This window comes from Sagittula sp. S175 (assembly GCF_049800975.1).
Taxonomy (GTDB): domain Bacteria; phylum Pseudomonadota; class Alphaproteobacteria; order Rhodobacterales; family Rhodobacteraceae; genus Sagittula.
Window position 1 is genome coordinate 33,556 of record NZ_JBNAGB010000010.1, and the last position, 22,788, is coordinate 56,343.

Sequence of the window (22,788 nt, forward strand, 5' to 3'; positions counted from 1 at the left end):
AACCGGTACACGGACCCCGACTCCAGGATGCCCTGAAACCTTTTCGGAGGCTGTCCGCATGGCTGGAGTCGCACATACCCCATACCTCGAAAAACGCCCCTCGGGCTTCTTCTTCCGGCGCCGGATTCCGTCCCGGCAAGCAGAGATATCAAACCCTGTACAGAAAACTTCACTGTGTCTGTCGTTAAGAACCGACGTCCTCGCCGAAGCGAAAATACTCGTCGCGCGCCTTACGGCGCTCACCGACCTGGCTTTCGCGCTGACGACGGAGAGACCGGTGAACCATCTGAGCGCCGAGCACCTGACACTGCTGACCGAACTTGCGCGTTGCCAGATCGCGGCGCATGAGGCCCTGCGGGCCTCTGCCGAGCCGCGCTCGGAGGCGGCCGCGACTTTTGCCGCGCAGACCGAGCGCGCGACTCAGGACATGCTGCGCCGGGCCCTGGCACTGGGCGACCGGACACCAGTCGAGGCTCCCCTGCGCGAGATCGCGCGGCAGTTCGGCGTAACAATTGACGAGACCAGCGCCGACTGGCGCGCCCTCGCCTTTGAAGCGCTCCGTGTCATGCTTGATGTCTCCCGTGAACGGGAGAAGCGTGAGGTCGGGATCTACGAAGACGTGACGCCGATCTTCCGGTCGGTCCTGGCGAGCCGGTTGAGCGCCCCGGCCGCCGCACTGCCCGTGGCTGCCGCGCAATCCTCCGCCCCCGCCCCGGCTATCCCGGCAGCGACTGCATCGGTCGCGCTCTCCATCGCAGTGCCGACCATCCCGGCGGCTACCATGCCCCGGACGGCAGCAGAGGCGGCTGCTCCTCGTCAGGCGCCGATCACACCCCCGCCGGCCCCGGTGGCTCAGACGGAGACACCGGCGGCATCGGAGGAATCACCCGCTCCGACCTCCGGGAGCGCGCCCCCGGTCGTCGCGGCCACGGACGACGACACCGCGTTCCGGATCAAGCTGCGCCCACCGCTCCTGGAGAACATCGACCTGAGGGACCTCTCTCCCGAAACGCAGGAAGTCCTTCTCACAAAGCCCCGTGGCATCACGCTTCTCGAGGGCATCCGGTTGATGAAGGAGCTCAAGATGTCCGGATACGGCGACGATTTCTCCATGGAGCAGACCGGAGACGAAGCCGCCGGCAAGAAATGGAAATCGAACAGCGGCAGCAAGGCGAACGTTGCCGAGAAATTCTGGGTGGAGTTCGTCGGGGATGTCCCGTTCGAGGAGGCGAGCCGGGACGACATCCGCGATGCCTTGAAAATTCTGCCCCAACTGCCCTTCCAGCACTCCAAGGGGAAGACGAAGTTCGTGGCCGAATTCGGGTTCAAGGCGCTGGTCGAAGATCTCGAAGCCGAAGAGGAACGCGCGGAAAAGGACGCCCTCAAAGCGCTCGGGACCGGTCCTGACGTCACCGAAGCAGACCGTGAGAAGGCCTGTCTGCATGCACGTGTTCCTCGACTTCGCGCCGAGACCCGCGCCAAGCATCGTGGCTACATCAAGTCTGTCGGAAAGATGCTCTATGATCTCCAGCTGATCGACCGCAATCCGTTCGAGATCTGCGGCGTCTCCAACAAGCTGAAGGACAAGTGGAAGAAAGGCGAAGAGAAGCGGAAGCGGATCTGCTGGGATGACCGCATCTACACTTTCCTGGGTTCGCCCGTCTTCCAGGGGCCTTTCGACGATCCGGGTGAACCCCTCTACTGGATACCGCTCATCGCACGCCTCATGGGCCTGCGGGAGGAAGAGGCCTGCCAGCTCGGCCCCGACGATTTCGGCACCGACAAGAGAATCGCGTATGTCGACGTGAAGTGCCTCGATGCCAACAACGTCAAGACCATCGACTCGCAGCGCCGTCTCCCGGTCCATCCGACGCTGATCGAGCTCGGCCTCCTGAAGCTCGTGGAACTCCGCCGCAAACAGGGCAAACATCGCCTCTTCGTGAACCTGACGCGTGGAGAGACGAAGAAGACCTATTCGGAGAATTTCTCCAAGAAGTTCACGTATTATCGGAAAACGCACGACTGCTACTGGGAAGGTCTGGACCTGCACGCCATGCGCACTTCGTTCAATTCCGATCTCATGAACGAGGACAAGTCCGACGCGATCCGCTGCGTTCTCATGGGTCACGACCCCGTCGACGAAGGCGCAAGATCCTACGCCCAAGGCCTCACGCTCGAGACCCTCTACGAGCGGATCTGCGATGTCGAGCTCGACGTCTCCATGATCGCTCGGCCCTTCGACGACACCGGGCGCTTCCAACGCGAGGACAAGGTCGTCGATTTCCGGTGCGCCGCGCGCTGATATCATCTTTGATGGCGTTGCCGGAACGGGCAGGCATATTGGTCACGGGAAATTCTTGGCGCGACGGGCCCTGGCCAGCTCCAGAAGACGATCTTGTTCTTCCACTTGAAAGGACCATCGCAGAAGCCGGTGCTTGCCTCATCCACAGCGCCAGTCCGGTTTCCGGGATGTGACAGCTATGGAAAGGCCCGGGCCTTGTCGTCATGTCCTACCGGGGTGACGAGATTATGCCCTCCTTGCAAGCCTTCTGGGACCTCGCCAATAAAAGACCGTCCATTGCCGCAAGTTTCCGCTCCCTGCTGTTTCCGCCGGAAAACCGTTCGACCGATGTCCTGATCACAACCCGAGCAGCAACGGAGATCAGGAATGCTTGCCCGCCTAAAATCGCTCGTCGGAAGGACTGACGAGAAGTCGTCGAAGCCGAACTATTCAATCCCGTCCGGAGACACGGCCGCTCTCCCCCAGGAGCCGATGCCTCTGCCACACGCGGAGCCGCCGACGGCCGGATTTCCGCTGGAGTGCCTGACACCGAAGCTACGCAGCGCTGCCGAAGCGATCGTGAGGAAAACCCAGGGCCCGGCCGCGCTGGCTGGGCAGTCTGTCCTTTCGGTGGCCTCGCTTGTTGTCGGCAGCCGGGCAAAGGTTCAGACCCTCGCATCGGAGGCGAACGCAACTGCCGCCTTCGTCACGATCGCTCTGTCGGGCGAGCGCAAGAGCGCTGCTGACAGGATCGCAAAGGCCGGTATCGACCGGGTCATCATGCGTCTCCGGAAGGAACACGAGATCGCCATGGCGCGTCACAAGGCGGAGGTCGCAGGCATCGGGCGCGGCGAGGAGAAGCCGGAGGCACCCGTCTGTCCGAGCTTCCTCGTCACCGAACCGACGATAGAGGGCGCCTTCAAGGCCATCAGCTCCGGCGTGGGTTTCCTTGGCTGGTTTTCCGACGAGGCGGCGAGCTTCTGGGGCGGGCATTCGATGTCGAAGGACCACCAGGCAAAGACGAGCGGCATCCTCTCAAAGCTGTGGGACGGCGATTCTATCGCACGTCCTCGCGCCGGCCAGGACGGTGACGGCTTCGTACCGCCGACTGCCACGACCATGAACCTGATGTTCCAGCCGACACTCATTCGCGATACCTACGGCGACGAATTCCTGACCGGCCAGGGTCTTTTGGCTCGGATGCTGCCCTGCTGGCCGCAAAGCAACATGGGCAAGCGGAAATACCGCCGGCCGACCGCGGAGGACGAAGCGGCTGCCCTTCGCTTCCGTGATGAAGTTGAGGCCGCCTTGACCCGCACGCTCGAAGAGCCGACCGAGCGGTCCCTTGCCCTTGCGGACGACGCTTTCGCAATCTGCGTAGAGTTTCATGACAGCATTGAGGCACAGCTCGGTCCCGGAGGCTGGGCTGCGGACATCTCCGGGTTTGCCGGCAAGGCACCGGAACATGCCTGCCGCCTCGCGGCGATCATGACGCTCTTCGAGAACCGGGCCGCCGAGTGCGTCTCCCGCGAGGTCATGGAAGCCGCCTGCAAACTGGTCAAATACTACCTTGGCCAGTACAAATTCCTGTGCATCGCGGCGACCAACGAGACCGAGGTCGCACAAGCCCAAACTCTTCTTGACTGGCTTCGCAAGAACCTGAATCCCGGCGAAGGGTTCGCGACCGACCGGGTTCTGCAATTCGGGCCGGTCTCAGCTCGGCGGGCGAAGGCCCTCGACCGGCAACTCGGCGTTCTGAAGAAATACGGATGGATCCACGAGCTTCCCGCCGGCACGATTATTGAGGGCAAGCGGCGTCGCAAAGCTTACCGTCTCAGCCCCAAGGCATGATCTCGTACCCGGTGGCCGACGGTATCAGCCGGCCACCGGGAGTATTCAGATTCCGCACGTGGGTCCGCAGCTCACCGCCCCAGGAGCAGTTTCTCGGCGTCGATCCGGGCCCGGCCGATAGATCGGATGTTGGCAATGCGTCGAAGCGACGTGAGGCACGCGTCGATCGCATGTCCCCTCTCAGTCAGGTCCGGCACTTCCCGCACCTCCCCGTTGGCACCAAGATCGGGATCGTAATGGCCATCGAACACGGTGAACATGCCCAGAGTCTCGCGCTCGAGTTCGCGCTGCAGGACGGCCGACAACAGCTCGATGTCTGTGTCGTCACGGCGCGAAAGACCCGCGCAGGCATTCATTCTTTCGAGGGTGCGGCGCAGCGACCCGCGCTCGATTGCATCGGCGGAAACCTCGTTTCCAGGAAAATTCTTGGTGAACTCCCTGGCCATCGCGATCACCAACGCGCACAGTTCGTCCAAGGGCATTTGATAGTAGGTCTGCATGTCTTCTCCTTCAGAAGCTTCGGTCACGGCGGAATTGCCGCGCCTTCAAGCGCCGGCCCTTGCGGGCCGAGCGGTTTCACGCAGTGGAGAGGTCAAATAGCTCGCCCAGTATGACATCGCAGTCTGGATCCAGATCCGCGATAGCGACAAGGAGGTTGTAAAGATGGTCGGCCAGGAGGCAGACCTCCTCGATCCGAGGGTCCAGCGGATCGATCATCGCGAAGCAGCCTGTTTCTCCGGCCTCCGGATTGCCGGCGAAATCGAGGGAGATGAGCCGATAGAGCCAGAACAGCTCGTGTCGCAGCGCCCTCGTGAGAGACCTGCTTTCGGACAGCAACGATAGAAGCCCAAGGCAGCGGCGGTGCGCGGTCGGGCCGCCGAGTAGGGCAGCAACATTGAGCAGCGCTGCCCCGTCCTCATGGAAGAAGATCCTGGTTGCTACGATCGCAGGATCATGGCCGTCGAGGACAGAATTGCTGGAACAAATGAACATTTGGGTCTCCTAATGAAGTCGACGCCAGTCGTGGCAGTCAAGGCCCCGAAAAATCTCCTTTCTCTATCGAGGTGATTGGCCGGCGCTTCTGTAGCAGCAGGAGGATGTTCCACCGGCGTGTTTGTCTTTGTTGATCTCGAGGCGCCGCGTTTCCGTTGGCCGCGCTCTCGTCACGAGGAGCGCGGCCAACGGAGTGACGGCGTCCATCCCTTCTCTTCTCTCCACGTCTGGACAGCTCCGGACATGGAATTGTGGAATTCACAATCTCGGTCCGGATGTTGCGGCACGTTGCGGCGGACAACGGAAAAAATTGAGAATGGGTACTTCCTACCCCATGGGGGTGAAAGAGACCCGTTTTCAATTGAGCCGAAAAATTGCAGAGATTACGGTATCTTGCGGCGGCAAGCGGCGGCCCACCTACAACCGGTGGTCAGGCGCCGGCGTCACCCTTTCCGCATGTCGTAGCCACCAAGGGCCCCGCCCGACGACTCATTCATGGCGTTTCCGACCCTCGAGATTGCAGCGAGACGCTGGTGAGCGGACAGCGTGCGCCATTCACTGTGAACGAATATCGACCAGACGTCTCGCCCCTCAGACTTCAGCGTCCACCCCAACGCCTGCAAGGCCATTTCGGCCTTTGCCCGCAGTTTTCGACGTTTCTGCCGCTCCGTGACATGCGGCACGACATACGCGATCTCGTGGTCTTCGCAGCAGTAATGTCGCTGTATTTCCAGGCGGACCAGAATGCCGGGAGCCCGGGCCTCGAGCCAGATGGCCACTGCGAGCGCGTCCGCTTCGAGCTGCTTCCCCACCGCCCTGGTCCTTTCCATGGCAGCAAGTGTTTCGGGAGACCTCGGAGGGTAGTCGTGCATCGGTATATTCCTGGTTATTCATGATTGGTTCCGGGTGACAGAGCCGCCAGAAAGGGACCCGCACCACACGCCGTCCGCCTCGATGTCCATGTTTGGCGTTCCCTTGCGAAGCACTTTTGGGGTTCCGCTGCCCGGACTGTCCCGGAGTAGACGAAGCAGACTCCGGGGCTAAACGCGCAATGTCGTGGGGGAAGACCTCCGGCCGGCAATGCGTGCACCATGCTCACGCGCAGCCCTCATCCCCTGTGCGTGATCGTAGCTGTCCATGGTCGTCGCGGCGCTCTTGTTGCCGATGAGGGCTGGCGCCAGATATCCGCCGCTCTGAATTTCCTCAGAGGCCTCGGTCGCGGCATTGTCTCTGACCCGATGGATGCTCACGCGCACGCCGAGATGCTTGAAAGTCAGATCGCCGACCAGACGGCCGAGTTGCGCCGACGTGATGGCCGCCCCCATGTCGACCATGCTCGGAAAGAGCGCCGAACCGTCATCGAAGAGAGGCCGGAAACTTCGCTGATAGTCGTCAAGAGCCGACCACAGCACGGGGTTGATCAAGACCTTGTCATAGCCGGCGAACCGCTTCTTCGCCTCGCGCATTTTCAGCACGCGCCCGGGAAGCACGACATGCACGTAGGGCTTTTCGAGGAGCACGACGGTCGTGCCGAAGGCGAGGTGCGACAGGGCCCGGGCCCGCTGCGGCAGGGCCGCGGCAAATGACAACAGCAGGCCGTTGCGGAAGTCGCGTGCGACATGCAGACCACGAGGGCCATTCTCGCGTGCCGCGTCCATGCGATCGACGCCGAGATCGAAAATCGTCGACGCCCCGACGATCTGCGCGCCAGTTTTCGTCGGCCGGCCCGCGATCTTCGCGAGAGCGTCATGACGCGCGATGACATGGTCGCATCCCGCGCTATGGAAGCCGGGATCCGCAACGACCCGGAAACCGGAGACGATACGCGACAGATAGTCGGAGACGCTCCGATCCGAAACACCGTCAGCCCGCAGATCGGTCGCGTAGACGTGGAACGAGGTACCTGTGGGCTGCGCCTCTCGACCGAGAACGGCCGACGCGCGACACCATCGCGCCAGGGCATTTGCCACGGCCTGGACGTGGTTGGCGCTCCATTTCTCGGAGATTGGTCCAAGCTCGCTGCTCAGCTTCGCGATGAGCTTCCCGTGCCACTCCTCCGGGAGCGACGAGATGGCGGACCGAGCCCGCGCGTCGATCGACTGCGCCGCGACCTTCGGGGTGCAACGGCTCTGGCGCAGGACCTGGCCGATCATGCCCGCGATCGGGACACCCCAGAGGACGGGGGCGCCGAGCTGAAGGTAAGCGAGCTCGGAAGCAGCATATTCGGCCCCGAGGCGCGCGGAGAGCGCACCGAGATAGCCGGCTATTTCCGTGCGGTCCGGCACGGGCATGTGCCAGCCCCTATCGCCGCGCCACTCCGAAAAGCCATGCACCGAACGGAGAACGGGCCCTGGATCGACGCTTGGTCGATCCAGCCCGAGGGCCTCGCGGAATTCCTCCGGGGAGCACGGTGCGGCTCGCCCGGACTGAGATTTCGTCGCACGCATCAGAAGATCTCCCGTTTTATTGTATTGGCCGGTCGTTCCGATCGCGCCACCAGAAGGGCCAGGCATGTGCACCGGGGTCCCGACTCAGGGTCGACTGCGGGACGCGAATATTGGTTGATGATCGCGTCCACACCGGTGCGGGGCAGTTTTCCTTTTTCCGAGCGCTTCTGAAGTGGTGTCTTCATCCTGTATTCCTCTTATTTCCGAGTTTTTCGGGCTGCCGGGACTTCCGATCGGCGAGGTATTTGCTCCAGCGGTCGAGAGCGAGATCCTCGTCTATCTCTGCATAGTGCGCGAGCGTCGTCTCCAGCCGCTTGTGACCGAGGAGACGCTGGACATCCGGCAGCCGATCTGGATCTTCCCGGAGCCATAGCCAGCCCAGAAAATGCCGGTAGAGATGCGGGTTCATCTTGAACCCGACGATCCGTTTCGTGTGCCGGACGAGACGCTCGAGCAAACCGGCGTAAGGTTGCCCCACGTCCCCCCCTTCCCCCTGTGACGGGAAAAGGAATGGATTCGCGTCGTCTCCTGCTCGCAGAGCCTTCGGCCGGACCTTCTCGATGAACGATTTCAACCTGGCCGAAGCGTGCTCATCGAGCGGTATATGAAGATCCGGGTCATCGCTGTCGCGACCCTTCACTTGCACATTCGGAACAATGATGCGCGCCGTTCCACCCGCCCAGGAAATCCATGACAGACGGATACCGGTGATGTTGGCCCGCCGCGGTGCCCGCGCCAACAGAATGTCGCTGGCGATGGCGCACATGATGTCCCGAGCCTCTTCAGGGCCGAGCAGGTCCATCCTGGTCTTGCCGCGGCATCTCCGTTTCCGTTTGTCGATGATCGAGTTGACCTCGTCGGTCAGGATGTCGCTCAGATCGATCAGCCGCTGCTGGCGGTCACCGATGATTTGCCGCAGCCGAGCTTTGTTACGACGCGAGATGCCCGTTTCGCCAATCGCATGTTCCTTGATATGCCCGGCGATGGCATTCACATCGTCGGCGCTTCGACCGATGTAATCCCGCGCCAGCTTCTTCAGCGTCTTCCCGACCGACTCGGCATAGCTGCTGGGAAACTCATCGTCGGAATTCCCGGAACTCAGCGCGTCGAGGACGCTTTCGATGACATCCGGATCGGTGTACTCGGTCAGATCCTCGATCAGATACCCCGTTGCGGCGTAGAGTGCTTTGGCCCCTGCGATGAGCTGATAACGTCTGTTCTCGAGCGTTTTCGCGCTCCAAGTCTGGCTCGGGAGGAGGAAGCCGGCCGACTGGCGCTCCTCGTCCGTGCGCTTGCGGCCCCCGTTCTTCTTTTTCAGCAGGGCCTTCTTCGAGTTTACCGGGCGGGTGGTCTCGGCGGCGTCCAACTGCGCAAGGAATTTCATTTCCGATAGCCCATCACGAGATGCCTCTCCCCGCAGCCACCGGCTGACGGGGCCGTCGAACTCGGAGAGCAGCTCTGAAAAGACCGCGGCATCGACGCCGTACTTGTTCCTCCCGTCGGGGAACGGATGCTCCACCACGTTGAACCCAAAGGAGCTGAAGTCTGCATCGGCCGCGAGGCGAGTGCACAGCCCCGAGATGCGCTGCACGTGCTTTTTGCAAGTCGCTTCCCCCTTCGGGCTGACCGCGAGCCGGTGCAGATAGTATTTGTGGAGGACCTCTGTGGAGATTTGACCAGGTGAAATCTCTTGATTGTAGAGGAAATGGAAGAACGTCCCCGAGATCAGCTTCAGGTCGTCCGGATAATCTGACGCGGCCAGCAATTCGTGCACGTCGCGATAGATACCGGACACGTCACGAATTCCAGAGGGCCGGTTCCTACCACCAGGGCCCGAAATGGCCGACAGGATGTCGGATTTGTAGGTTTTGAAACTGCGTTCCGAAAGGTCGAGGGTTGCCGCCGACCAGCTGGACAATTTCTTGATCGCGCGGCGACGATCCACGATTTCGATCTCGGCTACCCAGCCCGCGGCCTTCAGAAATGCCTTGAGGCGGGAGATGAGTACGCGGTTGCGACTGTCGGTTTTCTCATCTTCCGTCGTGCGAGCCAGGTCGCTCATCAGGCGGGAATAGGTCATCTGACCCGTCGGCGTCGGCAAGTGGATCCCCATGACCTCGCCGAGAGCATCGAGAGTTTTCCTGTCCGATCGGATGCCGGGGATCTCGAGAATATTCTTCACGGCCTTCGGATTCAGACCGGCCTGCAAGGCCAGCGCGTGCTTGGTCACGCCGGATTTGTCGAGATAGTTCCGAATTTGATCTTGAACCGTCATGTCTTCACTCCCGTGCATGGTTCGGGGCTCACTCGAGATCGAGATCCGCCCTCCGTACGGGGCGGATCCGATGCTCGAAGAGCGCCAGCCAATCGGGGTGCACGAGCCAGCTCTTGCCAGGTTTCGTTCCGTCAAGGAACACCCTGCCGCGTTCAGTCATGGTCCCTTTCACGATCCAGTCGCGGATCGTCCGCGGATGGCGTCGCATTCTCTTGGCGACGTCTGCTGTTGTCAGGTATTCGTCGTGGTTTTCATCTTCGGAAGTCGGATTTCTATCTTCGGACATCTTGGTCTCCTCTTTGCTACAAGAGGGACCTACGCCCCGGTGAAGCGGCACCAAAACAAGGACGCAATCTATTTTGGAGGCTCAGCAAAAACCCGGCGATGAGCGGCGGGAGGATATCTGCTAATTTTGCGAATTCCGTTTCAGGTTAGCCCGATTAGCAGCAATAACTGTGCGTTTGTGCGTGCGCTATCATCCCACGGCGAGCAGTGTTGAATGCCTCTCAACCGAACTCGCGATGCCGTCTGCCACTTCTAATGAAATCGATGACGTCTTCGATCAATTCTTGGTCCGCCCGTTTTCCGATAGCGCATTCCCAGACAATCGCAGTTCGCCAGCCCAATTGGTGAAGCTCGTCCAAAACACGAGAGTCACGAGCCACATTCGCGGAGAACTTCCTGCTCCAAAAACTTACATTACTGGAAGGCATCGTGGCTTTGGGGCATCCTGCATGTCTATGCCAGTAGCATCCATGTACCTGGACTGCGAGATTCCACTTCCGAAGAACTAAGTCGGGAGAGCCCGGCAATGATCGAACATTCACACGATATCGATATCCGGCGGCATGGAGCGCCTTCCTGAGAAGCATCTCGGGCTTGGTGTTCTTGCTGCGGATGCCAGACATCATCCGCGAGCGAGTCTTCTTGTCGACGATGTCTGTCATGACTGTAATATGGTTCCGAATAGTAGATTTTTCACCTGGTTCCTGACGGCAAACCTGGTAGAACACCTTGACTCCGGAGGTGTGGTTTGGCGAAGAAATACGCAATAATCGATCTTTTTGCCGGGCCTGGAGGGCTGGGAGAAGGCTTTTCGCGCGCGGGTCAGGAAGCCGAGGCGAAAGCGCGCATCCACTTGTCGATAGAGATGGAGCCCCATGCGGTTCGGACGTTGCGCCTTCGGGCGTTCCTTCGCAGTTTCGAGACTTTCCCTCGAGAGTATCATGATGCGCTAAATGCAGGCCATGGTCTGCCAGACTGGACAGAGCTGTATCCGTCAAACTGGCAGCGAGCTAATGCAGAGGTGAGGCAACGGGTGCTCGGCCAAGAGGGCGTTTTCGAGGAGCTTGCCGACGAATTGGACAGAGCGCGAGAGACCCATCACGGCGATACGATCCTGATCGGAGGCCCCCCATGCCAAGCCTATTCCCTTGCCGGGCGTTCCAGAAACAAGGGCAAGCAGGGTTACGTCGCTGAAGATGATGACCGGCACTATCTCTATCGTGAATACGTGCGGATCCTGAACCGCCTCAAACCGAGCGTGTTCATCATGGAGAATGTGAAGGGGATGCTGTCGTCGAGGGTCGATGGCGGCGGCATTTTCAGTCGCGTGCTCGATGACCTCGAAGCCGCCGGCGAACACGGGTATCGCCTTCTGCCTCTTGCAACGACGCCGCCTGCCGGCGGCGAAAGGGCGGATGGCCGCGATTTCCTGATCCGGGCAGAGGAGCACGGCATCCCCCAAACTCGCCATCGCGTTATCGTGCTTGGGATTCGCAATGATATCCCGATCCCCAGAATCGATGTTCCGCTGCTCGGCAAACCACAGGTCCCCGTCACTGTTTCTGAAGCCATCGATGATCTTTGTCGCCTTCGCAGCGGCCTGAGTCGCAAGGACAGCACGTGGGCCTGGCACGAGGCTGTGCGCGAACAAGCAGAGCGGATCGCGCGCGACAAGGCCATAGAACACGATATCCGCCACATCGCGCGGGATGTCGCAAAGGCGAACTCCCGGCCCGAGCTTCGGACTGTACTCAATAGAGGTAACGGCGAATTCCTTCCGAAGCACCTTCGCGACTGGCTGCTGGACGACACACTCGCTGTGACGCTTCATCACGAGACCCGGGGGCACATTCCCGCAGACTTGGGCCGATATCTGTTCTCGGCGGCATACTCGCGTGTTCATGACCGGGCACCGAAACTCTCACAGTTTCCAGAGTTCCTGCAGCCCGAGCATCGAAACCGTGGCTCAGGAGACTTTGCGGACCGCTTCCGAACACAGGTCGCAACGCGTCCATCGACGACAGTGACGAGCCATATATCCAAGGACGGACACTATTTCATCCATCCTGACCCTGGCCAATGCCGCTCTCTCACTGTGCGAGAAGCTGCTCGGCTTCAGACCTTTCCCGACAACTACTTCTTCTGCGGTCCGCGGACGATGCAGTATCATCAGGTCGGAAACGCTGTTCCCCCCTACCTCGCCTATCAGATCGCGAAGGCCGTCCTGCGGCTCCTCGGTTGAGCCCGATTTAATGCCTAAGGTTGCGGCTCAGCTGCCCACCGTTGCCAACGGACGTTTTGTGGGGAGGTCGCCCGTCACGCCTGCCACGCGAAAGAAGATCTTCTCGATCTCCCGTGTCAGCACCGACTGCTCCAACTCCCCGAGATCAATGATCTCGTTGCGCAGCCTGACCATCTTCGTCGCCGCACGCATCACGTCCTCCATGCGCCCGCGGCCAATCCGCTCGGATGTCACCTTCCAGGCTGACGCAACGGCCCGCGCCAGCTTGCAGTCCCCGGCAAGCGATGCGCGCTCGAAGATCTGAACCATCGCGTCTTCACTCAGGGCGTGCACCAACTGCCACCTGTCGGCCGCGTCGGGGCCAAGATCGAGGGTGACCCCACGGATCCAGAGTCTCTGGAACGCGTTGCGCACGCCGCCTTGGAAGCGCTCCCGGTTGCGCTCAGGGAACCGCCAAGAGACGACATCGGCCAGAAGCGCCGACGACAGGAAAGCCCAGACGTCGTCCCTCAAGGCCTCGCCCGTCGAAAGGATCTCCTGACCGCCGAGCCAGGTGGTCACCTCCGTGTCGAATGCAGAGCGCGACTTCTGGTCGGAGTTTTCCGGAAAACCGTGCCTTTCCGCGATCTGCCTGATGTCCCGGGCAATATCGACAGCGGATTTGGCACTGACCGATCCCCCGCTGGGGGCGAACCAAAGGAAGGAAGAATGTTCATCGAGAATGTCGAGCGCCTCTTTCACGGTCGGCATCTCGCTCCCGACGTCATCGATGATCCTCATCACGCCCAGCTCGTTCAGGCGAGGCAATAGCAGGACACGTGTCATTCACCTTCTCCGACCTGTGCAGCAGCCATGATTGTTGCGCGGAAACGTCCCGGAGCACCGGTCAACTCCGCCCTGATCTTGTTGAGGGACTGCCCAGGGAACGCCATGTCCAGCCAGTTCCTGACCTGATCCCCCACCGAGCCCTCAACGCAGTGCGAGAGCGCCTCGTCGCAATCGGGCATGCCGACAACATTCTCAATCATTTGAGACATCACATCTCCCAGCACAGCCTGGACCGTCGCCGGATCGCCCGCAACGAAGCGTTCGCAAAGTTCCGTCATGTCGGCGTTCACGTAGACTCGCACGGCACCTCCGAAGTCGGCGTCGAGTAAGCCGCTGCGCCAATGCACGTACCAAGGTGCCGAAGCATGCGGCTGGCCGGCGAATGCCGACGCGAAACTAATGGTCTCGAGTGGGAAGCGTGCCGCTCCACCATCCTCGAGCAGAATGTCCTTGCGCTCAGTCCAGAGTCTGGCGCCCGGCATTGCCGGCGAAAGCGCACCGGGACTGGCAGGCTCTGCATCCAGAACGATCCCGGCCTCCAGCAGAAGGCGCCCGGACAAGCGCGATCCGGTCACGACAGCACGGACCTCGAATTCGGGTACGGAAGGCACAAGCTTTCGCGTCTGGATCCGGTCCATTCTTCTGGGCATCTTCCCCGAGCCGGTTCCGGCTTTCAGGACAAGGGCCATCGAAAGCTGATCGAGCGGAATGCCGAGCTGCACCGCCGCCCGGTCGAAATCGATCTCGAAACGGGCACCCACCTCCAAGTCCCGTTCATAATCCCAGCCTTCAAAGATATCGGTGGCCGGCACCAGAGGTTCGCCCGGATCGCCGATCCGCCACCCCGCGAACCCGACCGCGGCCGCGTCGAGACGGCTGAATGGAAATGCAACACGCTGGTTCATGCATTCGCCTCCTCGAGCGACAGCCGCAGCCCGATGGCCGCCTCGTCTGGCACGGGCACCCTGCAGACGACCTTGCCCGCCATGGTGCCGATTGCCATGCTCTCGCCCGGCTCAGTCGCATCCGCGACGGTGAGGTCGAGGACCTGCCCGGTAAAGCCGACGTCCACATCATCCGGAGATGCGATACCCCCGTCCATGACCAAGTGCGGCACGGCCCTCAGGACAAGGTTCGTTGATCGTCCGTCGTTCGACAGATCCGCTTCGAAGACGGCAATCTTCCGCCCGGCATCGATTTCCAAGTGTGAGAAGCGAGGCGAAGATACTCTTGTCCGTTTCGTCGTTCCGCTTCCGCCGCCTCCGGATCGGCGGCCGGGGCCCTTGGCCGATCCCCCCTCCAACAACCGGCCCATGAGCGTCGCTGTGGCCGCGAGGGAATATCCCCTTTCTTCCGACTGCCCCGAAGCGGACAAGGGATTGGCAAATGTCCGCGCGGCCTGGTTGATTCGATTCAGCCCTACGTTCACGAAGGTCTTCGAGCGTCCTTTGGGGAGGTTGTCGGGGATCCAGTCGTCGTGCGCTGGCGGTTCGGCGTCGGCGAATGCCGCTTCGACCGCGTCGTCATCTGAGCAGACGAAAACGCCCCCCCATTCGAACCGTGCATCCGAGAACGCTTCGCCTTCGACATACTTGACGACCAGCTCGACCGGCCGCATCAACGCGATGTGGCTTGCCTGTTTCGGGAAAGGGCTGTCAGCACGCAACGAGGCTGGATGTCGATCGGAGCGCAATCCCTTGACCATGGCAATCCGGCCCAGATCCATGGCCGGACGCTGGCTGCGGACGGTCTGGCCGCCACCTGACCTGATCTCCGAAAGCGCCTTGGCGAAATGATCGAGCGGCGGATAGTCTTCCGGATCGGGAACGTGGATGTCCTCTCCTTCCACGTCGATGGAAACCGAGAGCTTCCGATGACTCGGCGTGTCCCTGCACATCCTCGGCCAGAAATTCCAAAGGACGGTCTCGAGCAGATGCGGACCGACCGGGAGTCGCTCATCCTCGTCGTCGTCCTCATCGAGGCGGGGCGATACGATCATGATCGTCGTCCCTGTCGCTTCGGCGCTTCGTTCGGGCAGACCGAGCAAGCCTGCCAGCTGAATTGCTTTGTCCCCGGAGAACGGCTCCACTCCGCATGTATCGTCGAGACTTCCCCACCAGTGTCTACCAGTAAATCGCTTCCGAACGTCACCTTCAATTGCCGCGAAGGTTCTGCCGAGGCGACATGCCATCAGCCTGCGAACCGGAAGGCCGTCGCAGCTCGTCTGGCTGTCGACGAGAATTGTCGAGTGTCGACTTAACGCATAAAGTGACGTCTTCCCGTAACCATATGTTCCACCGCCCTGATGGGTGTCGCGGGCGGCGCCGACATTCCGCATGAAATTCACGAAATCCGGATCTTCAGGCCCATCCGCCACCAGGTCCGCTCGGGTTGGCCCCGAAAGCCCGCTTGTCCCGAAATCAGCGATCTCGAAGACCTCGAGGCTTTCTCCCATCAGTTCCTCCTGAAAAAGAGCAGCGTCGGCGTCCTTCGGAATTTCCGCGAATACGTGCTCCCGAAGAGCAGCGAATTGCTCGCCCTGTAGAACCCGGCTTCGCAGCATAACCTTCGGGCCTTGGTCCGGTAGCGTGGCATCCATCGAGTTCTGCAACGCTTCGCGGATGACCGTCTGTAGAAGCCCGAGCGCCGGCCGCCCGAGAAGCCGTCTGAAGCCTTCGCCAGTAATATTTCCCGTCGTGGCGAAAGGTTCGCTGTAAAGCTCCATAGACTTCATTCCGGAAATCCTTTCAGCAACTTCTCCATATCCTCGTGAGGAACAAGGAAGTCACGAGCATGCGAAAGATCAATTTCATAAGAAAGCTTCGCGACACCGGCCGGCAAGACACCGTCCGCGAAATCATCGGGCGTCAGTCGCGGAAATCCTGGCTCGACCCGATAGATGTCCAAGCCTTCGAAAGAGAAACGCGTGCGGTTCCACCTGTCGTCATCAGGCGAGTCGCACCCAAGCTTGCCCAGAGCCTCGGTCAGAATTTGGGAGTCGGCACCAGCCTCAATGATCGACTTGCACAGACCGCATACAGACAGAGTACCCTCCTCCGCCCTTTCCAGCCGAACGTGCGTCAGAAAAAGTGTTCCCCCCTCCGGCGGATCGAGCTGCAGTATCCCGTTGATGCCCAGATGCCCGGCATCCGCGCGTCCTGATGTCTTCACCTCCAGCGCACGATCACCGCTCCGGAAGTCGTGTCGCTGGCCAAAGGGCCCAGTCCACGATGAAATGGCGCCAGGCTTCAGATCCACTATCCGTTTCAGGATCAGCAACTCGCCGACCAGCCCCATGACCTCTGCCGACGACGGGTCCTTGCGGCCCCGGCCCATCAGCAGTGCCCGGAAATCCGATATCGTTCCCGACACGGCCTTGGCAGGTGCCTGCCCGTCGCGAAGCCTGATCAGGATTTCACCTGCGAGCTCCGCGAAGACGTTGTCGAGTTTCCGCTCCGAAACCATCAAGTCGATGAAGGACACCGAGCTTCCGTCCATCGTGAACGTGCTGATACCGGCGAAGAGGTTCGGCCCCGACCCCAGATCCTTCGGCGGGGGTCTTCTGCCGAACGGAACAAGAAGGCGCGGCTCGCCATCCGGCCCCACGGCATACAGAGCCGGACCGTATCCCGTCTCTACGCCGGTGGTCAGAGTCGGAACCTCAAGCCGTCCGTCAGCACCACCGGTCGACCTCAAACGGCTCCAGAACTCCCGTGCGCCGTCAGGCATCCTGTGGCTCCCGCGGTTCGCCGATTTCCTCCAACTCGTCCTCTTCGAATTGATCCGCGGCCGGTGCATCCAGTTCCACAGCGAAGTAGCCGCCCGCGCGATCCTTCTGCCCCGGAAAGACGATACCGAACCCCATGACATCCTCGACCGCGTCGAGAGGAACACGCGTCTTCGCTGGCCCCTTCGGTGGAGATTTGGCATCGATCGGGTAAAGCAGCAGCAATGGCACCTTGGGCCGAAGGGACTTCAGGTTCGTCCAGTCTTCCTTGCCGTTGAAATCAGCGATGCGTTTGGGCTCCGCATCGACAAGGACGTCTCGTTTGGACATGAGCGCCTTTATGTCCGCGTAGTGATCCGGGGACGCCTCCAGCCGCGAACGACGTATCGTCCCGACCTGCCCGAGTTCACCGAGTTCCCGCGTGGATCTCGTGTCGCTCCGAGGTTGCATGACAGCTACGTTCCAAGGTCCCAATGTCTCTCCCATCTCGTCAAGATAGCCGAGAAGATGAGGCTTTTTCAGATCCATGTGCTCGTTGCAGATTTCGGTTGCAACGAAGTAGCTCCGGATCGCTTCGAATGGCACCTCCCGAAAGAGCACGTGGCTATTCTCATTCGATCTCGTCCCGGCTTCCTCGATGCAGGCGTCGACAAGGTTTGCTGCAGCGCGCCAGTTACCTCTCAGAACGTCCGCCTTCCTGTGATCGAAGCGGATCGTCTGAACATGCTGACCATCGTAGCTCATGCTGGTGCGATGGACATGCTTCATCTTTGCCGCCGACGTGATGGCCATGCCGGGAATCGACCGGACCTTAACGGCGAATTGCATCGGCGTCAGATTGCGGGTGTTGTATTCGGCGATGTCTTCCCGGATCTCCTCTTCGATTCGCGCCAGCGCCCGGAAGTTCGCGATCAGATCCGCGGTCGTCCACAGCCGCGGAAGGTCGTCATAGCCGGGCCTGTATCCAAACCAGCGCCCCATCTGCAGAAGCGTATCGTATTGCTTCGAGGTCCTCAGGAAATAGGACACTGTCAGACCCTCGAGAGTCAGGCCGCGCGCCAGGACCGTGCCTCCGACCACGATGCAGGTGACGGGACCGTTCTCGTAGTCGAGCCGGCGATCGCTTTTTCCGTTTTCGACCGGGAAGGTCAGCGCGTCCAGAACATCCGGCAGATAGTCACGGACGGTCTCGAGACTCTCTGGAATCCGGTCCGCGCCCGGCGGCGCCGTGCGCTCGACCTCGTCAAGGAAAAGCGAGTCGAACCGTACGCCTGTCTCTCCGGAACCGGAAACGATGTCGGGGCCATGCGTTTCGATCCAGTTTCTGATCAGGTCGGACATGTAGTCGTGCTGGGCAACATACTGCGACGAGTGAACCAGCATCGACATGTGCTTGTCCTGATGCCCACGTGACCGCCGGATCGCGCAACTGGCGAGGAACCACATGATCGCGTTCTCGAGGCTTGCCGTCATGATCGGACGGAAGCTTTCCTTCTCGTCGTTTCTGGTCGGTCGGATCAGGTCCGGGTCGTCCTTGGCAAGCAGCCGCACCATGTCGCGACCGTCGTCCTCTTCTTCGGCCGAGTCGCTTCCGAATACTTCTGCCGCCCCGAAGTAACCGATTGGCTTCTCGAGCGCCGTGATAAAGTCGGCAGGATACAGATCGTCCAGTTCCTCTTGATTGAACGGGAACGGATCGATGAAGACATTCGCAAACGGAGTAGCGGTATACCCGACATACGAGACTGCCGGTAGCTCGGCCAAGACTTGCCGGATCGCCTCGTTGATCCGGGTCATGTCGAAATCCCCCCTCGAAGAATTGACGGACGCCTGATCGCATTCGTCATCGATCAGCAGAACCTTCAGCTTGTCCATGACGATCTTCGGGGTCTTCCTAATCGTCTTACGTAGGGCACGGAGGCGGCTGACCTCTTTCTTCATCACGATGAGCTGCGCATGACCCTCATGCGGCATCGTGAAAGCGCCGTTGGCAGGGTGGCTGAAGTCTCCAGTTTCGTCGCTGGTGGTATACAGCTCCCACAGGTGCCTGTGCCTCCCAACAACGTCCTTGGCAAAGCGATCTTGGGTCTGCTTCCGAAGCTTGTTTGTCACGCCGCCCAGTACAATGATCAGGTTGTAGCCAGCATCGACGGCCTTCGCCATCACGGCCGTCATGTTGGCGGTCTTTCCGGATTGGACATAGCCGACGACAAGCCCACGGCATCGAAACTGATCCTTAGTGGGATTGTCGAGGAGTGAAACCACTTCATTGGACGCTTCATCCAGCGACCGGATCGTTGCTTCGGCCCAGCCCTTCGTGTTCAGCAGATAGGCGTGGAGCGCGGGCCAATGACGATCATTGCCTCGAGGACCGTCGTACCATTTCTCCCGATCCGAGATTATGGAGTTCTTCCGGAGGATAACGACATCCTGCTCCGTCGCTCGCACCCTCTGCACTGCATCGTCGAGGTCCGAGATCATTTGCTCGGTGAAACTCATTCCCCAACTCTCGAGGTTTTCTCTGACCGCCGCTTTAACCTGATCAAGGTTGTCATAGTTCGACTTACGATCCCGGATTTCCCTTTCGAACTTGAGAACCTGTGGTGAAGCATGTGTCACGATGTAGCCCTTCTCAAATCTCTCGTAATTACTAATGCTTGAACACCGCGGACGAAGCAAGCGACGGGGATTGCCAGTCCAAGTTTCACTGCAGTCCAATGCCGATACTGGGACCGAATCGGCCGAGCTCTAATCGAAAAAAATGTATCCTTGTTTGAAGATCAAGCTCGTACACCCGGAACTCGCCCCTCTGACTGGTAAGGAACGCCGCCGAACACTCGGAAGGCGTGCCGGTGAGCACCGAACAGCATCTCGTGTGTCTGTAGGAGATAGGCGCGGACCAGAAAGACGCGGCTGTGCGACAGCTTGATGTGCGCGACCTGCAGCTTGGTCCTCTCGCCCCCGATCACCGCGTAGTCCTCGCTCCAATCGAACTGGAAGGCCTCTCCCGGCCGGAACGACAGCGGCACGAAAACACCACGCCCCGTCGTCTGCTGCTCGCGTTGACGTTCCATGCGCCATTCCCGGGCGAACGCGGCCACACGGTTGTAGGAACCAGTGTACCCAAGAGCGACCAGATCGGCATGAAGATGCGTCAGCGGGCGGCGCAGCTTGCGCGACTTCGAGGCTTCAGTCTTCAGCCACGCCGCAAGCTTGTCTGCGAAAGGATCGAGCTTGCTGGGTCGCTCCGGCACCGTGAACTTCGGCACCACGGTACCGGCCTTCAGGTACTTCTTGATCGTGTTCCGCGACAGGCCTGTCCGGCGCGCGATCTCACGGATGGGCAACTGCTGCCGCAGCGCCATCTTCCGTATGACATTCAGTAGTCCCATGTGCATCACTCCATTGCCCCCGTCGCTCAGTGCGCTCGGGAGGACGGTCACATGGGTCAATTCTCAATGGAAATCTGGTACCTTCCCTGGTCAGTTCCGTTTGGAAATCAAAAGCTTGGATGTAGGCATTGTTAGTCGGCTTCACCAACAGGGAGGGAGGAGTCGAGTACGACCCCTTCCTGATAGGAAGAAAGATTGAGGTCCTTGAAGACGAACTCGGTACCTTGGTCGACGCAGTTCATCTTCGGATCCTCTCGCAGCCTCCTCAAGCATGGACGGAACTCCGGTTGAGAGTGGTCCAGTTCTTCAAGGGATAAAGCATCGCATGAACGGATCAACCAATCGAGACACCGGAACAAGTGCAACTGACCGCCATCCGCACGCGTTTTCTTCCCAAGATCGCATTCTCCGCCCTACTTCGTTTCCGTGACGTCGGCATCGGATCCATCTTCTATTGGAAGGGGCAAGCGAGGCCGGAACCCCTTCCCGGCAACAAGAGGTAAGACGAAATGACAAACCAAGACAAAGCCGAGGCCATCGCCAAACTGCCGTCGGATCAGCAGGTCGACCTTATGCAAGCGGCGGCGCGGGCCACGGAACCGAGGCCGGTGCGAGGGAACACGAATACCCGTTTCTACGCTCACGAGTGCGGTCTGTCCCGGCGCGTCGTCGCCGCTATGCGCAGCGAAGGCCACGGCGAAAAGATCTACAGTGGCAAGGGCAGCAACTCCGGCCGCTGGTATTTCCCCATCGAGATTCTGGAGCGCGCAGCCACTGCCGCGCGGTCCTCTCATGCAAGGATCAAGCTCTATGCCTCCTGCGGCCAAAAATGAAACCACGAGCGCCTGACCAATCGGCCGGGCGGAACATTCCAAATCGAAGTAGAGACAAATGCAGCCCAAACTTACCGACATCGCCGACATCGAGGACATCATGAAACTCAGGTTTCGGCCCGCGTTGCGGGCCGGATCCGCGCATCTTATGACACCGGCCGAGTTAGATGAAGCTACCGCCGAAGCCCGAAGCCGCTACAAAGAGAATCCGCGCGGCGCGAACCGACTCGAAGCCCTCAACAGATTCCTTGCCGAATCCAAGCGACGTCAGCACGAGACGCCCGCCGATCGGGCAAATCGCCTACGTAAGCGCATCGCATGGGAAGTGACCCAAGATCGACGCGAAGAGAAGGCCCAGAACTGGTGGAGCTCCGACGACGGTCCGGTTCGCTACTGATGCGCTGAGCTTCTCCCCGACAATCGGACCGTGACGGTGACCTGCCCCCTGCTGGTCCCTCACTCATAATGAGAGTCTGCAGGTTGGGATTGGGTATTCGGCTTCGCCGTCTGGCGCAAGTGCGCCGGGCGCCGAGCCCTCAAATTGCTCAAGCGCTCGGCGCGCTTGCAGCGGTGTCTGGTTGGCCAGAGATGAGTGCGGCCTGACCGTGTTGTAGTCATAGCGCCACAAGGGCCAGCTTACGCCGCGCATCGTCTTGGCTGTCGAATATCTCCTCGTTCAGTAGCTCGTCCCTCAGGCTGCCATTGAAGCTCTCGATGAACGCGTTTTGCTGCGGCTTGCCTAAGTCGATGTAGTGCCACGGCACCTTGTTCTCGTCGGACCATTTCAGGATGGCCCGACTGGTGAACTCGGTACTGATATCGCTGACAATGCAGCCGGGCTTTCCGTAGATCCGGATCAGGGCGCTGAGTTCCCGGGCAACCCGTGCGCCTGACAGGCTGGTGTCCGCGACGAGGCACAGGCACTCCCGGGTGCAGTCGTCGATCACCACCAGGATCCGGAACTTCCGCGACGCGCCGAAGCTGTCGGACACGAAGTCCAACGAGCAGCGTGCGTTGGGCCACGCGGCAACCGGCATCGGCACCCTCGTGCCGCGCACCCGTTTCCGGCCTCGCCGTCGCTTCACCGAAAGGCCTTCCTCGCGGTATATGCGATACAGCTTCTTGTGGTTCATCATCATGCCCTTGCGTTCCAGCAGGACGCCGATCCGGCGGTAGCCGAGACCTGTGCCGCGTGGCGGCGATCTCCTGCATCGCTTGGCGGATCTCGGTGCAATCCCGCGGGCGTTCACGCCGGACTGTCTTCGGATCGACACCGACAAGCCTGCACGCCCGGCGTTACGAGATATCGTGATCCCGCATCACCCGGAGCGCCGCGTCTCGCCGCTTCGTCAATGTCGTCAGCTCTTTCCCAGCAGGTCTTTCAAGACGACATTGTCAAGCATGGTATCGGCCAATAGGCGTTTGAGCTTGGCATTCTCGTCCGCCAGCGCCCTTAGCCTCGCGGCCTCGGACACGTCCATGCCGCCATACCTGGCCTTCAGCTTGTAGAACGTGGCGGTGCTCAGGCCATGCCTGTGGCACACTTCGGCCGTCGGCATCCCGGCCTCCTGTTCCTTGATCATCCCGATAATCTGCGCCTCGGTGAAACAGCTCTTTCGCATGTGTCTGCTCCT

The 22,788-nt window shown here is 60.5% G+C and carries 17 protein-coding genes and 2 pseudogenes; 5 read left to right on the plus strand and 14 right to left on the minus strand.

Going from position 1 to position 22,788, the window contains the following annotated elements:
• The first annotated feature begins 58 nt into the window (after positions 1-58).
• Both ACP16H_RS13940 and ACP16H_RS13945 read left to right on the plus strand, forming a co-directional pair.
• A complete protein-coding gene (locus ACP16H_RS13940; protein WP_425072914.1) occupies positions 59-2,302 on the plus strand; it encodes a hypothetical protein in 2,244 nt (747 codons plus the stop codon).
• Between the two features lie 366 nt (positions 2,303-2,668).
• Complete coding sequence (locus ACP16H_RS13945; protein ID WP_425072915.1) at positions 2,669-4,132, plus strand: DUF3987 domain-containing protein; 1,464 nt, start codon at positions 2,669-2,671, stop codon at positions 4,130-4,132.
• Positions 4,133-4,203: 71 nt separating this feature from the next.
• Here the strand turns inward: ACP16H_RS13945 and ACP16H_RS13950 are convergent, their stop codons facing one another.
• The 7 genes from ACP16H_RS13950 to ACP16H_RS13980 all read right to left on the minus strand — a co-directional run bounded on the left by ACP16H_RS13950 (position 4,204) and on the right by ACP16H_RS13980 (position 10,794).
• Positions 4,204-4,632, minus strand: a complete 429-nt coding sequence (locus tag ACP16H_RS13950) for a hypothetical protein (protein ID WP_425072916.1) — start codon at positions 4,630-4,632, stop codon at positions 4,204-4,206.
• 76 nt (positions 4,633-4,708) lie between these two features.
• Entirely contained in the window at positions 4,709-5,125 is a 417-nt protein-coding gene (locus tag ACP16H_RS13955) for a hypothetical protein (RefSeq protein WP_425072917.1), read from the minus strand.
• A 443-nt stretch (positions 5,126-5,568) separates the two neighbouring features.
• Positions 5,569-5,937, minus strand: coding sequence for a hypothetical protein (locus tag ACP16H_RS13960; protein WP_425072918.1), 369 nt, complete (start codon positions 5,935-5,937; stop codon positions 5,569-5,571).
• Between the two features lie 228 nt (positions 5,938-6,165).
• A complete protein-coding gene (locus ACP16H_RS13965; protein WP_425072919.1) occupies positions 6,166-7,416 on the minus strand; it encodes a hypothetical protein in 1,251 nt (416 codons plus the stop codon).
• Between the two features lie 337 nt (positions 7,417-7,753).
• On the minus strand, positions 7,754-9,847 hold the full coding sequence (locus ACP16H_RS13970) for a tyrosine-type recombinase/integrase (protein ID WP_425072920.1): 2,094 nt from the start codon (positions 9,845-9,847) through the stop codon (positions 7,754-7,756).
• A gap of 28 nt (positions 9,848-9,875) precedes the next feature.
• Positions 9,876-10,133 carry a DNA-binding protein gene (locus ACP16H_RS13975; protein WP_425072921.1) on the minus strand — a complete coding sequence of 86 codons (258 nt, stop codon included), beginning with the start codon at positions 10,131-10,133 and terminating at the stop codon, positions 9,876-9,878.
• A 220-nt stretch (positions 10,134-10,353) separates the two neighbouring features.
• Positions 10,354-10,794: a very short patch repair endonuclease gene (locus ACP16H_RS13980; RefSeq protein ID WP_425072922.1), complete on the minus strand. Its 441-nt coding sequence runs from the start codon at positions 10,792-10,794 to the stop codon at positions 10,354-10,356.
• 86 nt (positions 10,795-10,880) lie between these two features.
• Between ACP16H_RS13980 and ACP16H_RS13985 the strand changes: the two genes are divergently transcribed.
• Positions 10,881-12,374: a DNA cytosine methyltransferase gene (locus ACP16H_RS13985; RefSeq protein WP_425072923.1), complete on the plus strand. Its 1,494-nt coding sequence runs from the start codon at positions 10,881-10,883 to the stop codon at positions 12,372-12,374.
• 27 nt (positions 12,375-12,401) lie between these two features.
• Here the strand turns inward: ACP16H_RS13985 and ACP16H_RS13990 are convergent, their stop codons facing one another.
• From ACP16H_RS13990 to istA, 6 genes and pseudogenes are all read right to left on the minus strand, one after another.
• On the minus strand, positions 12,402-13,199 hold the full coding sequence (locus ACP16H_RS13990; RefSeq protein ID WP_425072924.1) for a hypothetical protein: 798 nt from the start codon (positions 13,197-13,199) through the stop codon (positions 12,402-12,404).
• Positions 13,196-14,107 (minus strand): hypothetical protein, encoded by a 912-nt coding sequence (locus ACP16H_RS13995; RefSeq protein WP_425072925.1) that lies wholly within the window; start codon positions 14,105-14,107, stop codon positions 13,196-13,198. Before ACP16H_RS13995 ends, ACP16H_RS13990 begins: the two co-directional genes overlap by 4 nt.
• Positions 14,104-15,936 carry a hypothetical protein gene (locus ACP16H_RS14000; RefSeq protein WP_425072926.1) on the minus strand — a complete coding sequence of 611 codons (1,833 nt, stop codon included), beginning with the start codon at positions 15,934-15,936 and terminating at the stop codon, positions 14,104-14,106. Before ACP16H_RS14000 ends, ACP16H_RS13995 begins: the two co-directional genes overlap by 4 nt.
• Positions 15,933-16,931 carry a PD-(D/E)XK motif protein gene (locus ACP16H_RS14005; protein ID WP_425072927.1) on the minus strand — a complete coding sequence of 333 codons (999 nt, stop codon included), beginning with the start codon at positions 16,929-16,931 and terminating at the stop codon, positions 15,933-15,935. Before ACP16H_RS14005 ends, ACP16H_RS14000 begins: the two co-directional genes overlap by 4 nt.
• Complete coding sequence (locus tag ACP16H_RS14010) at positions 16,924-19,548, minus strand: Z1 domain-containing protein (RefSeq protein WP_425072928.1); 2,625 nt, start codon at positions 19,546-19,548, stop codon at positions 16,924-16,926. Before ACP16H_RS14010 ends, ACP16H_RS14005 begins: the two co-directional genes overlap by 8 nt.
• A 200-nt stretch (positions 19,549-19,748) precedes the next feature.
• Positions 19,749-20,321 (minus strand): annotated as a pseudogene (gene istA / locus ACP16H_RS14015) (IS21 family transposase); the annotation flags it as partial.
• Positions 20,322-20,830: 509 nt separating this feature from the next.
• Between istA and ACP16H_RS14020 the strand changes: the two are divergent.
• Together ACP16H_RS14020 and ACP16H_RS14025 are read left to right on the plus strand one after the other, a co-directional pair.
• Positions 20,831-21,154, plus strand: coding sequence for a hypothetical protein (locus ACP16H_RS14020; protein ID WP_425072929.1), 324 nt, complete (start codon positions 20,831-20,833; stop codon positions 21,152-21,154).
• 58 nt (positions 21,155-21,212) lie between these two features.
• The gene (locus ACP16H_RS14025; protein WP_425072930.1) at positions 21,213-21,551 is read left to right on the plus strand and encodes a hypothetical protein; all 339 of its coding nucleotides are present in this window, start codon (positions 21,213-21,215) and stop codon (positions 21,549-21,551) included.
• A gap of 63 nt (positions 21,552-21,614) precedes the next feature.
• Here the strand turns inward: ACP16H_RS14025 and ACP16H_RS14030 are convergent.
• Positions 21,615-22,776 (minus strand): annotated as a pseudogene (locus ACP16H_RS14030) (IS3 family transposase).
• Between the last annotated feature and the right edge of the window lie 12 nt (positions 22,777-22,788).

Bases quoted from the DNA above. Each gene is read 5' to 3' on its own strand.
- ACP16H_RS13940 (WP_425072914.1), top strand. From the start codon at position 59: ATGGCTGGAGTCGCACATACCCCATACCTCGAAAAACGCCCCTCGGGC.
- ACP16H_RS13945 (WP_425072915.1), top strand. From the start codon at position 2,669: ATGCTTGCCCGCCTAAAATCGCTCGTCGGAAGGACTGACGAGAAGTCG.
- ACP16H_RS13950 (WP_425072916.1), bottom strand. From the start codon at position 4,632: ATGCAGACCTACTATCAAATGCCCTTGGACGAACTGTGCGCGTTGGTG.
- ACP16H_RS13955 (WP_425072917.1), bottom strand. From the start codon at position 5,125: ATGTTCATTTGTTCCAGCAATTCTGTCCTCGACGGCCATGATCCTGCG.
- ACP16H_RS13965 (WP_425072919.1), bottom strand. From the start codon at position 7,416: ATGCCCGTGCCGGACCGCACGGAAATAGCCGGCTATCTCGGTGCGCTC.
- ACP16H_RS13970 (WP_425072920.1), bottom strand. From the start codon at position 9,847: ATGACGGTTCAAGATCAAATTCGGAACTATCTCGACAAATCCGGCGTG.
- ACP16H_RS13975 (WP_425072921.1), bottom strand. From the start codon at position 10,133: ATGTCCGAAGATAGAAATCCGACTTCCGAAGATGAAAACCACGACGAA.
- ACP16H_RS13980 (WP_425072922.1), bottom strand. From the start codon at position 10,794: ATGACAGACATCGTCGACAAGAAGACTCGCTCGCGGATGATGTCTGGC.
- ACP16H_RS13990 (WP_425072924.1), bottom strand. From the start codon at position 13,199: ATGACACGTGTCCTGCTATTGCCTCGCCTGAACGAGCTGGGCGTGATG.
- ACP16H_RS13995 (WP_425072925.1), bottom strand. From the start codon at position 14,107: ATGAACCAGCGTGTTGCATTTCCATTCAGCCGTCTCGACGCGGCCGCG.
- ACP16H_RS14000 (WP_425072926.1), bottom strand. From the start codon at position 15,936: ATGAAGTCTATGGAGCTTTACAGCGAACCTTTCGCCACGACGGGAAAT.
- ACP16H_RS14005 (WP_425072927.1), bottom strand. From the start codon at position 16,931: ATGCCTGACGGCGCACGGGAGTTCTGGAGCCGTTTGAGGTCGACCGGT.
- ACP16H_RS14020 (WP_425072929.1), top strand. From the start codon at position 20,831: ATGACAAACCAAGACAAAGCCGAGGCCATCGCCAAACTGCCGTCGGAT.
- ACP16H_RS14025 (WP_425072930.1), top strand. From the start codon at position 21,213: ATGCAGCCCAAACTTACCGACATCGCCGACATCGAGGACATCATGAAA.